Source organism: Streptomyces griseosporeus (assembly GCF_014656055.1).
GTDB lineage: Bacteria > Actinomycetota > Actinomycetes > Streptomycetales > Streptomycetaceae > Streptomyces > Streptomyces griseosporeus.
In genome coordinates this window covers 1,308,483-1,321,312 of record NZ_BNBR01000001.1, presented here as the reverse complement: position 1 = coordinate 1,321,312, position 12,830 = coordinate 1,308,483, and the positions used below count along the sequence as shown (strand labels likewise).

Annotated in this window: 10 protein-coding genes and 1 tRNA gene; 5 read left to right on the top strand and 6 right to left on the bottom strand. The window is 75.0% G+C overall.

The features are described from left to right. The first annotated feature begins 16 nt into the window (after window positions 1-16). Window positions 17-484: a MarR family winged helix-turn-helix transcriptional regulator gene (locus IE308_RS05830; RefSeq protein WP_190216854.1), complete on the top strand. Its 468-nt coding sequence runs from the start codon at window positions 17-19 to the stop codon at window positions 482-484. Here IE308_RS05830 and IE308_RS05825 read toward each other — a convergent pair. The 6 genes from IE308_RS05825 to IE308_RS05800 form a co-directional block, all read right to left on the bottom strand. After that, the gene (locus IE308_RS05825; RefSeq protein ID WP_190216853.1) at window positions 474-1,943 is read right to left on the bottom strand and encodes a purple acid phosphatase family protein; all 1,470 of its coding nucleotides are present in this window, start codon (window positions 1,941-1,943) and stop codon (window positions 474-476) included. The genes IE308_RS05830 and IE308_RS05825 overlap by 11 nt on opposite strands. Next, complete coding sequence (locus IE308_RS05820; protein ID WP_190216852.1) at window positions 1,940-3,157, bottom strand: endo-1,3-alpha-glucanase family glycosylhydrolase; 1,218 nt, start codon at window positions 3,155-3,157, stop codon at window positions 1,940-1,942. The genes IE308_RS05825 and IE308_RS05820 overlap by 4 nt, the downstream gene beginning before the upstream one ends. Window positions 3,158-3,219: 62 nt before the next feature. Beyond that, entirely contained in the window at window positions 3,220-4,230 is a 1,011-nt protein-coding gene (locus IE308_RS05815) for a hypothetical protein (RefSeq protein ID WP_190216851.1), read from the bottom strand. Next, on the bottom strand, window positions 4,215-5,516 hold the full coding sequence (locus IE308_RS05810; protein ID WP_190216850.1) for an alkaline phosphatase family protein: 1,302 nt from the start codon (window positions 5,514-5,516) through the stop codon (window positions 4,215-4,217). The genes IE308_RS05815 and IE308_RS05810 overlap by 16 nt, the downstream gene beginning before the upstream one ends. Next, window positions 5,513-7,066 carry an ArnT family glycosyltransferase gene (locus IE308_RS05805; protein WP_190216849.1) on the bottom strand — a complete coding sequence of 518 codons (1,554 nt, stop codon included), beginning with the start codon at window positions 7,064-7,066 and terminating at the stop codon, window positions 5,513-5,515. Before IE308_RS05805 ends, IE308_RS05810 begins: the two co-directional genes overlap by 4 nt. Next, window positions 7,063-9,570, bottom strand: a complete 2,508-nt coding sequence (locus IE308_RS05800; RefSeq protein ID WP_190216848.1) for a glycosyltransferase — start codon at window positions 9,568-9,570, stop codon at window positions 7,063-7,065. The genes IE308_RS05805 and IE308_RS05800 overlap by 4 nt, the downstream gene beginning before the upstream one ends. A 419-nt stretch (window positions 9,571-9,989) precedes the next feature. Between IE308_RS05800 and IE308_RS05795 the strand changes: the two genes are divergently transcribed. From IE308_RS05795 to IE308_RS05780, 4 genes are all read left to right on the top strand, one after another. Next, on the top strand, window positions 9,990-10,307 hold the full coding sequence (locus tag IE308_RS05795) for an ANTAR domain-containing response regulator (protein ID WP_190216847.1): 318 nt from the start codon (window positions 9,990-9,992) through the stop codon (window positions 10,305-10,307). A gap of 122 nt (window positions 10,308-10,429) precedes the next feature. Then, window positions 10,430-10,517: transfer RNA gene (locus IE308_RS05790), tRNA-Leu, on the top strand. A gap of 118 nt (window positions 10,518-10,635) precedes the next feature. Next, window positions 10,636-11,631 carry a zinc-binding dehydrogenase gene (locus IE308_RS05785; RefSeq protein WP_229908714.1) on the top strand — a complete coding sequence of 332 codons (996 nt, stop codon included), beginning with the start codon at window positions 10,636-10,638 and terminating at the stop codon, window positions 11,629-11,631. Window positions 11,632-11,734: 103 nt separating this feature from the next. Continuing rightward, window positions 11,735-12,430: a nucleotidyltransferase domain-containing protein gene (locus IE308_RS05780; RefSeq protein WP_190216846.1), complete on the top strand. Its 696-nt coding sequence runs from the start codon at window positions 11,735-11,737 to the stop codon at window positions 12,428-12,430. The last annotated feature ends 400 nt before the right edge of the window (window positions 12,431-12,830 follow it).

Here is a 12,830-nt window from a genome sequence, read left to right as displayed (position 1 = left end):
CGGCTACAGTCACGACATGCCCCGTGACGAGCAGCCCCTCGCCTCCGACGTCCGGCTCGTCCACCTCCTCCACGCCGCCCACACCCGGCTCACCAGAGTGTCCGCCGCAGCGCTCGTCCCGCACGGCGTGGACGGCCACGACCTCGCCGTGCTCGCCGCCCTCGCCGACGGCGCACCCCTGTCGCAGGCACAGACGGCGCGGCGGCTGGGCCTGGACCGCACCACCACGGCCGCCCTCCTGGACGGCCTGGAGGACCACGGCCTGGTACGCCGCCGCCGCTGCACCGAGGACCGCCGCCGCAACCTCGTCGAACTGACACCCGACGGGCGGGAGTGCCTGCGCCGCGCCGAACGCGCCCACCGGGCCGCCGAACGCCGCTTCCTCGCCCCGCTCGACGAGGAGACCGCCACCACACTCGTCCGCGCGCTGCGCGCCCTCACCGCCACCGACGGCGCGCCCGTGTCCGCTCCCGTCACGGAGTGACCGTGTACGTCTGCACGTCGAACGTGCGCCCAAGCGAGTCCGTCGGCGCGACCGTCACCGCCGTACCGTCCACGCTCACCTTCAGGAAGTGGTACACCTGCGCGTCGTCCATCGGCACCGGCGCCGACCCGCACGCAGAGCCGCGGTCCCGGGCGTACGACCAGCCGACGGCGTAGGCGTCGGCCGCCGAGCAGCCGTTCTCACCGACCGAGTGCACCGTCGCCCCGCCGCCCCCGGTGACGTAGGAGACGATCCGGCCGTCACCGGCGCTGTTGCGCTGGTACACGTGCGAGTGGCCGTTGAACACCAGGTCCACGCCCCCCTCCAGCAGCGTCTGCTCCAGACCGGCGAGGAAGGTGTCACCCGGCTCGCTCGCGCTGTCCGAGCGCAGCGGGAAGTGGAAGAACGCGAACTTCGGCACACCCGGATGGGCGGCGAGATCCGCCCGCAGCCAGGCATGCTCGGCCGACGCGTCCTGCCAGTGCGCGTGCGCGTCCTGCTCGTAGATCGCGCAGTGCGCTCCGCACGAACCGCCCGTCGCCGAACCGGTGTTGGAGTTCCCCCACGCCGTGTCGAGCAGGTAGAAGCGGATGCCGCCGGTCGTGAAGGCGTAGTACGTAGTCGGGTAGGAGACCGCCGCCGAGCCGAGGTACGACGGGTAGTCCACCATCGCCCACACCCCGCCCGAGGCCGCGGCCAGCGACTGCTGCCGCCACACCGCCAGGTACGTCGCCGTCATGCTGTGGTTGCCGACGATCCCCACCAGCGGGACGCGCATCCCGGGCTGCGCCCAGTACGACGGCCCGAACCAGGCGCTGACGTCCGGCCCGGTCTGGGCGAGGTCCCCGTACTGGATCTGCGAGGTGCCCGGATGGGTGTTGTCCCCGGTCTGCACGACGAAACGGGCTCCGCTGCGCGCGATGCCGTCGAGCACATTCGCCTGGTGGACGTTGACCGAGCCGTCGTTCACCCCGGAGTCCGTCGTCTCACCCGTGTCGCCCAGCACGGCGAAGGTGAACGGACCCGCGGCCGCCGCGGGTTCGGGGGTGGTGAAGGACGGGGTGGGCAGCGTGCCCAGCAGGTCGGTGCCGGCCGCGGTGTATACCCGGTAGCAGTACCGGGTGTCCGGGCTCAGGCCGGTCAGGGTGACGGACGTGGCGTACTCGCGTGCCGTGCCGACGGTGATCGGGGAGCCGAGGGAGGCGGAGGTCGCCGTCCGGGCGGCGCAGTCGCCGGGCGGGCCGTAGCGCACGAAGCCGCGGCTCTGGGTGGTGGTCGCCCAGCTGACCTGCATCGAGGCGGTCGTGGGGTCGGAGAGGTAGGGGGCGCGGGTCAACTGGGGGTCGGCGCCCGGGAGATCGGCGTGCGCGGCGGGCGCGAAGGCCAGCGCCGCGCCCGTGCCCAGCGCGAGGGCGCACAGGGCGCCGCGGACCCGCCTCGGTCTCGGTGGTCTGCTCATGCTCTTCGTTCCCTTCTGCTTCCGGCGCCCCGGCCTCCGCCCCCGTCCCGATCCTGGCTTCCGTCCCGCCCCCGACTTCCGCCCCCGCCCCGCTTCCCGGCCGCGCGTCGGCCGAGGACCGCGACCGCGCCGACCAGCAGGGCGAGACAGCCGGCGAGGCGCAGCAGGCCGGGCCCGTAGCCGGGGGAGGTGTGCCGGGCGGCTCCCGAGGGGGCGGATCCGGCGGGCGGCGCGGGCACGCCGCGCAGCTCGCGCAGGGTGTCCAGGGCCTGGGTGCCGTAGGCCCGGGACGGCTCGACGTGCGAGTTCTCACTGAACTCGTTCCAGCTGATCAGGCCCAGCACCTCCGGGTCCGACGCCAGCGCCGCCGCGTACTCCGCGCGCAGCGTGCGCCCGCCGCTCCGCGGCACCGACCGCGTCCCGCCCACCAGCCGGGCGTCGAAGCCGGGCGCGAACGGCGCCATCCAGCAGCCGTGCGCCGCGTGCACGGCGGCGGCCATGGCGCGCAGCTTGGCCGCGTGGCGGTCGTTGGTGCCGGGGTTCACCGACGACCAGTAGTAGGCGTCGCCGTCGGTGGCGGCGGCGACGCGGCGCACACCGGCCGGGTTCTTCTCGGTGCCGAGCACCATGAGCCGGTCGCGCACCGGGCCGGTGACCCGGGCGACGTCCGCCGCCGCGTACTCCCACGTGCCGCTGAACACGGTCAGCGGCCGGCCGCCGATCCGGAAGAACGCCGGGTCGGCCGCGTACCGGTCGCGCAGCAGCCGGAAGTCGGCGGCGACGCGGGCCACCGGCAGCGGGCGGCGGTGGAAGTCCAGCCCCTGGTAGATGACGGCGACCCGGAAGCGCTGCGCGCGGGCCTCGGCGAACAGCAGGGCGAGACGGCGGTCGTTGACCCGCGTCGACTTCCAGCTGACCACGAACCCGTCGATGCCGGCCGCCTTCGCCCACGCGATGTGCGTACGGACCACGGAGGCGTCGTCGCTGGAGTACGGCCCGAGCCGCGGTGCGTCGGTCTTGGCCCGCTGCCACGAGGACCGCTGGAACCACTGGTAGTAGTAGGCGAGCAGCGGGGGACGGGCTCCGCCGGCCGCCGGGACGGCCGCCGCGGCCCCGCCGCCGGACGGCGGCGCCCCCACCGACACCAGCAGGAGCAGCAGCACGGCGACCCACACCCGCCGCCCGCCCCGCACGACAGCCGTCGCGCCCGTCATCCGGCTGCGCCCCGGCCGGCCCGCACCCGGCGTCCGCTTCGCGGGACCGCCGTCGCCCTCCCTCATCCCGCACCGCCCCGTCCGGCCCGCAGCCGCCGCCCGGCCAGCAGCAGGCCCGCCGCGAACAGCACGACCGTGCCGCCCGCGACGGCCAGGTCCGCGCGGCTGACCACGCGGACCCGCACGGTCTGCGTCCGGGACAGCCGCACCAGCCGGTCCGCCCGCAGCCCCCGCCCGCCGGTCACCTCGACGCGGTACTGCCCGTGCGGCAGGCCCCGCAGCGTGGCCGTGCGGTCCGCGCCGAACGGCACCTGGCGCACCGACCCGTCCGGCAGCGTCACCCGCGCCGCGCGGCCCGCGGCCGACCCGAACACCGCGTCCCGCGCCGACACGGTCAGATCGTGGAAGGGCGTGGTGAAGACGGCCTGACGCACCCGCGCGGGAGCGAACCGCTGCCGTCCGGCGTCCACGGTGTTCGCGCCGTGGGCGACCGCCGACTGCAGGCTGTAGACGATCGCCCGGCTGCCGAGGACACTGCGCCGGTACACCGGCAGCAGCCCGTCCAGCCACACCGGCCGCGCCACCGGCAGCCGCAGCGTCTGCCCGGTGTCCGCGCGCACGGTCACATACGGCACCCGCTCGCGCGGTACGGCCGTCCCGTCCTGGTCGACGCAGCGCACCGTCACCCGGAACCGGGCCGTGAACGCCGCGGTGACCGTGTAGTCGCGGCGCAGCGGCAGCCCGCCGACCGTGCGCCGGAACGCCTGGTCGGGATCGCGCTGCCCGGCCCACCGGGCGAAGGAGAACCGGCGGTCGGCGAAGGACAGCCCGCCGTCGTCGACGCCCAGGGTGTGCCCGGCGCGGTCGTGCCCGCCGGTGAACCGCACCGCGCCGTCCGCGCCGGTCACGGCCGCCCGCCCGTCGAAGACGAACCGCACCCCCGCCAACTGCGGCGTGGTGCGCACGGTGACGGTCACCGGCGTCGCCGCCGCGGCCGGCGTCGGCACCAGCCCCGCCACCGCCGCCACCACCACCGCCCCGAGCAGCAGCAGCCGGCTCACGAGGTACGCCATCGGGGCCGCACCGCCCCCCACAGCAGGCCCGCGACGACCGCGGACGCCATTCCGTAGATCGCATACACCGGTCCGGGCCGGGGCCGCCGCACCACCGGCAGCGCCGCCGTGCCCGGCTCGCCGTCCGGGATCAGCTCCGCGCGGCGCGGCGGGGCGTCGAAGCGGAAGGCGTCGGCGAGGCTGCGCGCAGTGCCGGCCCGCCCGCCCAGCGGTCGCAGCCGCCAGTTCTCCACCACGAACCGCAGCGCGCTCGCCGCCTCGAACCGGCCGTGCTGCACCACGCCGCGCGGCACGTACGGGCCGACCAGCAGCGCGGGCACCCGCAGCCCCAGCCCGGCCGGCGGGCGGACATGGTCGTACCAGCCGCCGGAGCCGTCGTAGGACCACAGCAGCGCGGACGACGGCCAGTACCGGCTCACCATCAGCTGGGTGGTCAGCTCCCGCAGCAGCCGCTGCCCGGCCGCCACCGACCGCGCGGAGCGCTCGGCCGCACCCGAGGGCGCGACGAACGCCACCGCGGGCAGCGTGCCGGCCTCCAGGTCCCGGTAGTAGGTGCCGAGGTCCACGATGTGCGCGGGCAGCCGCGGGTCGTCGACGAACCGGGGGACGGCGAGCAGCGGGACGCGCAGCGGCTGCGTCGACAGCCCGCCCGCGGCGCGGTAGGTGGCCCGCGGGTCGTAGTTCTGCACATAGAACTTCCAGCTCACGCCCGCCTCCTCCAGCCGGTCGAAGACGGTCGGGCCGGTCAGCTCCGGGGTGCCGGTGACCCAGTGGGCGCGGTTGGCGCGGGTGCCGTCGAGGGAGGAGGCGAAGAAGTGGTCGAACAGCTCGTAGCGGTCGGCGGCGTTCCAGTGGAAGGGCAGGTCACGGCGGTCGTAGTGGCCCATGGCCAGGCGTCCGTCGCGGCCCTGCCGGGTGAAGGCGGCGACGAAGGCGTCCATCCGGCCGCCGTCGTACTGCTGCCGCACCAGCCGCGGCCCCGCGCCGGGCGCCGCGGGGGCGGTGCCGTGCAGCGGATAGGGCGCGACCGTGCCCCGCTCGGGACGTCCCGGCTCGACGGGCTGACGCAGCCCCGCCGTCAGCCCGTCGGCGCCCGGGTAGGTGCCGAAGTAGTGGTCGAAGGTGCGGTCGCCCTGCAGGACGTACACGAAGTGCTGGACGGGCGTGCGCGTCCCGCCTACCGGACCGCCCGCCGCCCCGCCCGCCGACTCTCGGGCCGCCGCAGGGCCGCCGCCCACGGCTGCGAGCAGCAGGGCCAGCAGCAGCGCGGCGCCCGGCGCCCTCATGACGCCCTCACCCGGTAGACCACCACGACCGGATCACCGCGCAGGTCGTTCACCCGGAACACCGCCGCCCCGTGGTAACGGACCGTCAGTTTCTCCAGCTGGGCGGTGAAGAAGGGCGTACGGCGGGCCGTGTACGCGTCCCACACCAGGTACTGGAAGTCCCCGTCGCGCAACGCCCGGTCCGGGTTGGGGACGGCGCGGTAACTGGGGTTGCGGCGCGCCGGGTCGGGGGAGACGGACAGCGCGGAGACCGGCCGCAGCCCGTAGTACTGCACGACGTTGGCCATGGACGGGCCGATCGCCAGCAGCCGCGCGCCGTCCGGGGCGTGCGCGCGCACCCACAGCCCGGCCTCCCGCCCGCCCGGCAGGCCTCCGGTGCCGGCCAGGAACCGGGTGGAGGTCTGCGGCGGGATCCTGGCCCACGCCGGCACCGCCAGCGACACCGCCACCACCGCGACGGCCACCACGGCGACGACCCGCCGCACGGCCCCGGCCCACGACGCCTGGGCCGGTGCGCGCAAGGTCCGCGGCAGCCCGGTCAGCGTCCGCGCCGCGAGCACCGCGCACACCGGCGCGGCGGGCACCAGGTACTGGAAGCCCTTCACCGGCCACACCGTGAAGAACAGCGCGGGCACCGCCACCCAGCACACCAGCAGCCGCTCCCGCCAGGTGTTCTCCCGCCGCAGCCACACCAGCCCCGCCCCCGCCGCCAGCACCGCCAACGGGCCCATGGACCAGGGGACTTCACGCACGTAGAAGTCGTAGGGATGGTTGGCGCGGCGGAACATCTGCCACAGCAGATAGCTGCCGCCCGCCTGCGCGTGCCCGGACACCGCCTGCGCCAGCGGATGCGCGAGCGCCACCACCGCCAGCGCGGCCAGCGCCGGCAGCAGGGCCCGTCCACGGGTGCGCACCGCCGGCGTGAGCGCGAAGAACGCGTACAGCGAGCCGAGCAGCACGAGCGACGTCTCCTTCGCCAGCACCGTCAGCCCCAGCGTGCCACCCGCCGCCATGAGCCACCGCGGGGCGGGCGACTCGGCGTACCGCACCACGCAGTACAGGGTGCCCGTCGCGCACAGTGTCATCGGGCCGTCGAGCAGCACCTGGCGGCTGACGACGACGTGGTACGGCATCACCGCCAGCAGCAGCGCGGCGACCAGCCCGGCCGCGCGGCCGTACAGCCGCCGCCCCAGCGCGTACGTCACGGCCACCGTCGCCACGCCGAGCAGCGCCGGCACCGCGCGGGCCGTGCCGTCGCCGCCGTGGATCCGCAGCGCGAGCGAGAGCAGCGACTGGAACAGCACCGGGTGCGCCCGGAACACCGGGAACAGCGCGCCGAGTTGCTCGTCCCCGGCGAGGGAGGCGGCCGTAGCGGTGTACACGGCCTCGTCGCTGTTGAAGCCGGTCGCGGTCAGCCGCCACAGCCGCAGCCCGGCCGCCAGCAGCAGGACGGCGGCCAGGGGCAGGGCGGCGGGCACCCCGGCGCCGGAGGGAGTCGGCGCCGGGGCGGTTCTGGGTGCTCCCGCCGGGAGCACGGAGCGGTCGGTCATGCCGCCGGGAAGGTCCGCAGGTCCCAGCGGGGCCAGGCCTCGGCCGTCCGCACGGGTGCGGCGGACTCCTCGCCGGCCAGCAGGCGGGGTATCTCGTCGGCCCAGCCGAAGCAGTCCGAGGCCAGTACGCGGGTGCGCACCCCGGACAGGAACCCGGCGAGGATCTCCCGCTCCCGGGCCCGCAGTTCGGCGTGGTCGAGGCCGCCGACGCGCAGCGCGGGCGCGAGGTGCCGGTAGGGCGGGAAGCCGTAGGCGTCCTCGGTGTTGGCCAGCATCCGCTCCAGCGCCTCGGCCGGGTCCAGGTCGTACAGGTCCGGGGCGCCGCGCTCGATGACGAAGAGGTCCTTCACCTCGGTGCTCGACCCGAGCCGGCACGGCACCAGCCGGTCCACGCTGTACTTCGGCGGCGGCACCAGGATCTGGGTGAGCGCGTTGATGCCCATGATCGGCAGGTTGAACCGGGACAGCAGCAGCGCGATCGACCGGCCGCCCTTGCTGTGCAGCCGCGACTGCAGCGCCAGGCGCCGCCACTCGCCGCGGGTCAGGTCCTCGGCGTGCACGGCCCGCAGCGTGTGCGCGCTGATGGTGAGCGGCTTCGGGAAGCACACCGCCCGCCCGCTCGCGTCGACGACCGTCATGTCGTCCGACAGGAACCGCCCGCCGTGCTCGCGCAGCAGCCGCAGCACGGTCGCCGTCTTGCCGGTGTCGGTGAGCGCCGACAGCATCACGCCGCGCCCGTCCAGCTCCACGCACGCGGAGTGCAGCAGCATCCGGCCGCGTGAGATCAGCACGAACCTGAGCAGCGCCTCGACGACGTTCGTGTAGACCACGTGCGGGGAGCGGGCCAGCAGGGGGCCGACCTCGACGGTGATGGGCGGGCCGAGCCGCACCCGGAAGTTGGCGCCGAGCCGGCCCAGGTGCTCCTCGTAGCGCAGCGCGGCCGATCCGCTGTGGTCCTCGGTGAGCGCCGCCCGCCCGCGTGGCCTGCGCCGTCCGACGTCCCCGACGCGTACGGCGATGTCGACGTCGGCGTCCGGGACCCACTGCGCCCGGAAGAACTCCAGCTCCGGCAGCCGGATCTGGGAGCCGATGGTGACGGTGCCGGCGACGTCGTACCGGTAGGGCAGATAGCCGGAGCGCCTGCGGTGCGGCGGCGGCGCCGCGGCGGCGTCGGGGTCGACGAGCAGCTTCACCGGGTCGCGGCGCCGTACCTTCGCCTCGCCCGCGCGGTAGATCAGCCGGTCGCTGACGAGGAAGCGCAGCGCGAACAGCAGCACGAGGGTGAGCGCGTTGGCGGTCAGCACACCGGTGCCGGCCAGGACCAGCCACTGCAGCAGCGGCAGCCGGGCGAGCAGCAGCAGGTTGTTCAGGGCGAAGAACCGTCCCGCCCGCCCGGGCCGGCGGCCCCGGCGGTGCCCGCGCCGGTAGACGGCGGTATCGGTCAGGGCGAAGTTCCAGGCGGTGGAGAACTGCGTGGCGAGGGCCGCGCCCAGCAGGTGGTGCAGGCCCAGCACCTCGAAGAACAGCCACAGTGCGGCGGTGTTGACGGCGATGCCGCTCGCCCCGACCAGCCCGAACGCGGCCATCCGTGCCAGCTGACGCTGCCCGCCGGCCACCGAGTGCCGCAGCCGCGCCACATGCCGGACGAACGCCAGCCCCTCGCGCAGGGAGGCCTTGGAGCGGCCCGCCTGCCGGGGCGCGAAGGCGTAGGCGACCTCGGCGACGCGGGCGGCGGGGTGCCGTACGAGGATCTCCAGCAGGATCTTGAAGCCGACCGGGCGCAGCAGCGCGGGGTCGACGGCGTCGCGGCGGAAGGCGAACAGTCCGCTGAGCGGGTCGCTGACGGTGGCGAGCCGGCGCGGGAAGGCCGCCTTGACCAGCCGGGTCGCCGTGGAGGAGGTGGCCTGCCGACCGGCCCCGGCGAGGCCGCCGGAGCGGCCGGTGCCCGCGTACCGGGTGCCGACGGCGATGTCGACGCCCTCCCGCATCGCGGTCCGCGCCAGCACCGCGGCGGCCTGCGGCGGGTGCTGGAGGTCGGCGTCCATCACCAGGACCCAGCCGCCGCGCGCGGCCCGGATGCCCGCGACGACGGCCCCCGAGAGGCCGCCGCCGCGCGTGCCGGGCGTCCGGTGCAGCAGCCGCACGGGGACCGGGCAGCGCGGGGCGAGGGCGGTCAGCTCCGTGACGGTGTCGTCGTCGCTGTCGTCCGCGAAGAGGATCTCGGCGCCGAGCCCGGAAAGGGCCGGCCCGAGCCGGTCGAGCAGCAGCGGGACGCTCTCCCGCTCGTCGCGGGTGGGGACGACGACGGTGAGGCGGGGCGGCCCGGCGGGGCCGCCGCCCCCGCCGAGCTCCAGGACGGCGGAGTCGCCGTCAGCGGGGTCCGGTTCGGCGGGACTGCCGTCGGCGGGATTCGGTGCGGCGGGACCGCCGTCGGTGGGTTCCGGTACGGGTGGGCCGTCCGCGCCTGTGCGGGCAGCCGGACGGGATGGGACGACGTGCGTCATGAGAGCCCCCCTGGACATGGGCCGTCGGCGCAGCGACACGACGGACACCGGTGCCGCCCGTGGGACGGGGCGGCGGGAGTGAGCGGTGACCCTCGCGGCGTACGGGCTCGACGCGACGCGGGGAGGTGACGGGAGGTGCATCGGGTGCGCGGGGCGCACCCGGGCTCCGCGGTCAGGAGCGGTGGCCAGAGGCTAGCAGCGGGCTCCCACCGTTCGTCGGGGATTCGGTCGGCTTACGTCCGTAATTAGCCTGTTGTTTACCTGCTTCGAACGCTTTGCGTCTCAGGAGACGCAATCGTCCCACCGGCCCCGTCCATACGTAGCCAGACCTACGCCATTGACTACGCGCCGGGAAAATTCGTCGCATTTCCCACGGAAACACTGCTGCGTTTCCCGGTCGGTCCCGAAAGATGGCCGGTATGCCCCTCGACGAACCGCCGGGCGTCGAGCCCGGACCACCCCGGGACCACGCCACCGCCCTGCTGGAGGCGCTGCGCGCGGTCTTCGCCCTGGTCGACGAGCTGGAGGCGCTGCGCACCGAGAACCGCCAGCTGAAGGAGGCCCTGGAGGGCCGCGCCCTGATCGAACGCGCCAAGGGCATGCTCATGGCCGTGCGCGGCTGCGACGAGGGCACCGCGTTCCAGCTGCTCGTCGCGCTCTCCCGCAAGCAGGGCCGCAAGGTCCGCGCGGTCGCCGCGGACATGACCACGGGCGGCGCCCCGCTGCCGCTCCCGTGACCCGCGGCCACGCCGACCGGGCCGGTCAGGCCGGAAGGATACGCAGGTGAAACGCACTCCCAAAGCTTGGTATGGTTGTCCGTGTCGCCGCGGGGAACACCCACGCGAGCGACAGACACCTGGTCCGGGTGGCGGAATGGCAGACGCGCTAGCTTGAGGTGCTAGTGCCCTTTATCGGGCGTGGGGGTTCAAGTCCCCCCTCGGACACCACGAACCCCGGGCGGGTCGAGCACGGCTCGATCCGCCCGGGGTTTTTTCTCGCCCCCTCACCTCGAATCGAGGTAGCATCCCACGAGGTACCTCGATTCGAGCTAGTCAGGGAGCGTCCATGACCGCCACCATGCGAGCCGTCGTCCTCGACGAGCCCGGCCCCGTGACCCGGCTGCACCTGCGGGAGCTGCCCCTGCCGGAGCCGGAGCGCGGGTGGGTGCGGATCAAGGTCGAGGCGTTCGGGCTGAACCGGTCCGAGCTGCACACCCGGCTCGGCCTCGCCGAGGGCGTCACCTTCCCCCGGGTGCCCGGCATCGAGGCCGTCGGGACCGTGGACGCCGACCCCGACGGACTGCTGCCGCCGGGACAGCAGGTCGCCGCGCTCATGGGCGGCATGGGGCGCGTCTTCGACGGCGGCTACGCCGAGTACACCGTCGTACCCCGCGCCCAGATCGTGCCGTTCCGCTCCGACCTGCCGTGGGCAACGCTCGGCGCCGTACCCGAGACCCTCCAGACCGCCTACGGCTCCCTCACCACCGGCCTCGACCTGCGGGCCGGGCAGACCCTGCTCATCCGCGGCGGCACCTCCGCCCTCGGCCTGGCCACCGCCGCCCTCGCCAAGGACCTCGGCGCCACCCTGCTCGCCACCAGCCGCCGTCCCGAACGCCTCGACGACCTCAAGCGCCAAGGCGTCGACCACCCCCTGCTCGACGACGGCGACGTCGCCGCGCAGGTCCGGCGGCTCCTCCCCGAGGGGGTGGACGCGGCCCTGGAGCTGGTCGGCACCCCGACCCTGCCCGACACCCTGCGCGCCACCCGCGTCCACGGCACCGTCTGCTTCACCGGCATGCTCTCCAACGAGTGGACCGTGCCCGACTTCTACCCCATCGGCTACCTGCCCACCGGCGTACGGCTCACGGCCTACGGCGGGGACGCGAGCGACCTGCCCGCCCCCGTCCTGCAGACCTACCTGGACCGCATCGCCGCCGGCGAGATCGGCCTCGGCCCCGTCCACACCTACGCCCTCGACGACATCCGCACCGCCCACCGTGACCTGGAGGAGGGCCGCAGGGTCGGCAAGCTCGTCGGGCTCACCGGCCGCCCCTCCGCCTGACCGGCGCGGAAAATGCGAGGTGGGCGGGGCGCGCCGCCCGGCATCATGGGCGCCTGCGCCGCGCCTGTCCGGCGCGGGTGAGAGCGCACCACCGGGGGGATCCATGACCGCCGTGAGGAACATCCTGCTGTCGGGCGTGGTCGGCTCGACCGCCTACGGCCTCGCCCACGAGGGCTCCGACATCGACCGGCTCGGCCTGTTCGCCGCACCCACAGAGGAGCTGCACGGCCTGCGCCGGCCCGCCGAGTCCCACGTCGGCACGGCACCCGACCGCACCCTGCACGAGGCCGCCAAGTGGTGCCGGCTCGCGCTCGGCGGCAACCCGACCGTGATGGAACTCGTCTGGCTGCCCGAGGAGTTGTACGAGGTGCGGACGCCGCTCGGCGAGGAACTCATCGGCATCCGCACGTCGTTCCTGAGCGCCCGCCGGGTGCGGGACGCCTACCTCGGATACGCCACCCAGCAGTTCCGCAAGCTGATCTCCCGCGGCGCCACCGACGAGGCGTCCCGCCGCACCGCCAAGCACGCCCGGCACCTCAAGCGGCTGTGCACGCAGGGCTTCGAGCTGTACGCCACCGGCCGGCTGACGATCCGCGTCGACGACCCCGACGCCTACCACCGGTTCGGTGAGCAGGTCGCCGCCGACCCCACGACCGCCGAACCGCTGCTGCGCCGCTTCGAGACCGCCTTCGACGAGACGCCGAGCGCACTGCCCGACCACCCCGACGAACGTCCCGCCGAGGCATGGCTGCGGCGCGTGCGGCGGCGGTTCTACGACGTTCCGGGGGCCGCGGGCTGAGGGGGCAGCGGGGGTGGCGGGTGCGGCCGGGGGCGGTCACCGGCCGGGGAAAACCATGTGCCTCCCGGCTGAGGGGGCGGCGCGGGGCGGCAACTCGCTGGGAAAACCATGTGCCTCCCGCCGCCCCGCCTCCCTACACTCACAACGCCATCGCGCGCCGCCCCTCAACGACCGGGCGGTGCGCCGCTGTTCGACGAGTGAGGGGAGCCCGGCCGTGCGTGACCGCACCGCTGTCGCCGTTCCCCGCGCCCGTTACGAGGTGATCCTGGTGTCTCGTGCCGTCCGGTGCCCGCTGCGCGGCCGGTACCGGATGCCCGCGACGCCCGCCTGAGTACGCCGACCCGCTCTGTTCCGCGTACTTCTGACCTTCCGTCCGGGAAATCGCGCTGCCCCTTTTGTC

Bases quoted from the DNA above. Each gene is read 5' to 3' on its own strand.
- IE308_RS05830 (WP_190216854.1), top strand. From the start codon at position 17: ATGCCCCGTGACGAGCAGCCCCTCGCCTCCGACGTCCGGCTCGTCCAC.
- IE308_RS05825 (WP_190216853.1), bottom strand. From the start codon at position 1,943: ATGAGCAGACCACCGAGACCGAGGCGGGTCCGCGGCGCCCTGTGCGCC.
- IE308_RS05820 (WP_190216852.1), bottom strand. From the start codon at position 3,157: ATGACGGGCGCGACGGCTGTCGTGCGGGGCGGGCGGCGGGTGTGGGTC.
- IE308_RS05815 (WP_190216851.1), bottom strand. From the start codon at position 4,230: ATGGCGTACCTCGTGAGCCGGCTGCTGCTGCTCGGGGCGGTGGTGGTG.
- IE308_RS05810 (WP_190216850.1), bottom strand. From the start codon at position 5,516: ATGAGGGCGCCGGGCGCCGCGCTGCTGCTGGCCCTGCTGCTCGCAGCC.
- IE308_RS05805 (WP_190216849.1), bottom strand. From the start codon at position 7,066: ATGACCGACCGCTCCGTGCTCCCGGCGGGAGCACCCAGAACCGCCCCG.
- IE308_RS05800 (WP_190216848.1), bottom strand. From the start codon at position 9,570: ATGACGCACGTCGTCCCATCCCGTCCGGCTGCCCGCACAGGCGCGGAC.
- IE308_RS05795 (WP_190216847.1), top strand. From the start codon at position 9,990: ATGCCCCTCGACGAACCGCCGGGCGTCGAGCCCGGACCACCCCGGGAC.
- IE308_RS05785 (WP_229908714.1), top strand. From the start codon at position 10,636: ATGACCGCCACCATGCGAGCCGTCGTCCTCGACGAGCCCGGCCCCGTG.
- IE308_RS05780 (WP_190216846.1), top strand. From the start codon at position 11,735: ATGACCGCCGTGAGGAACATCCTGCTGTCGGGCGTGGTCGGCTCGACC.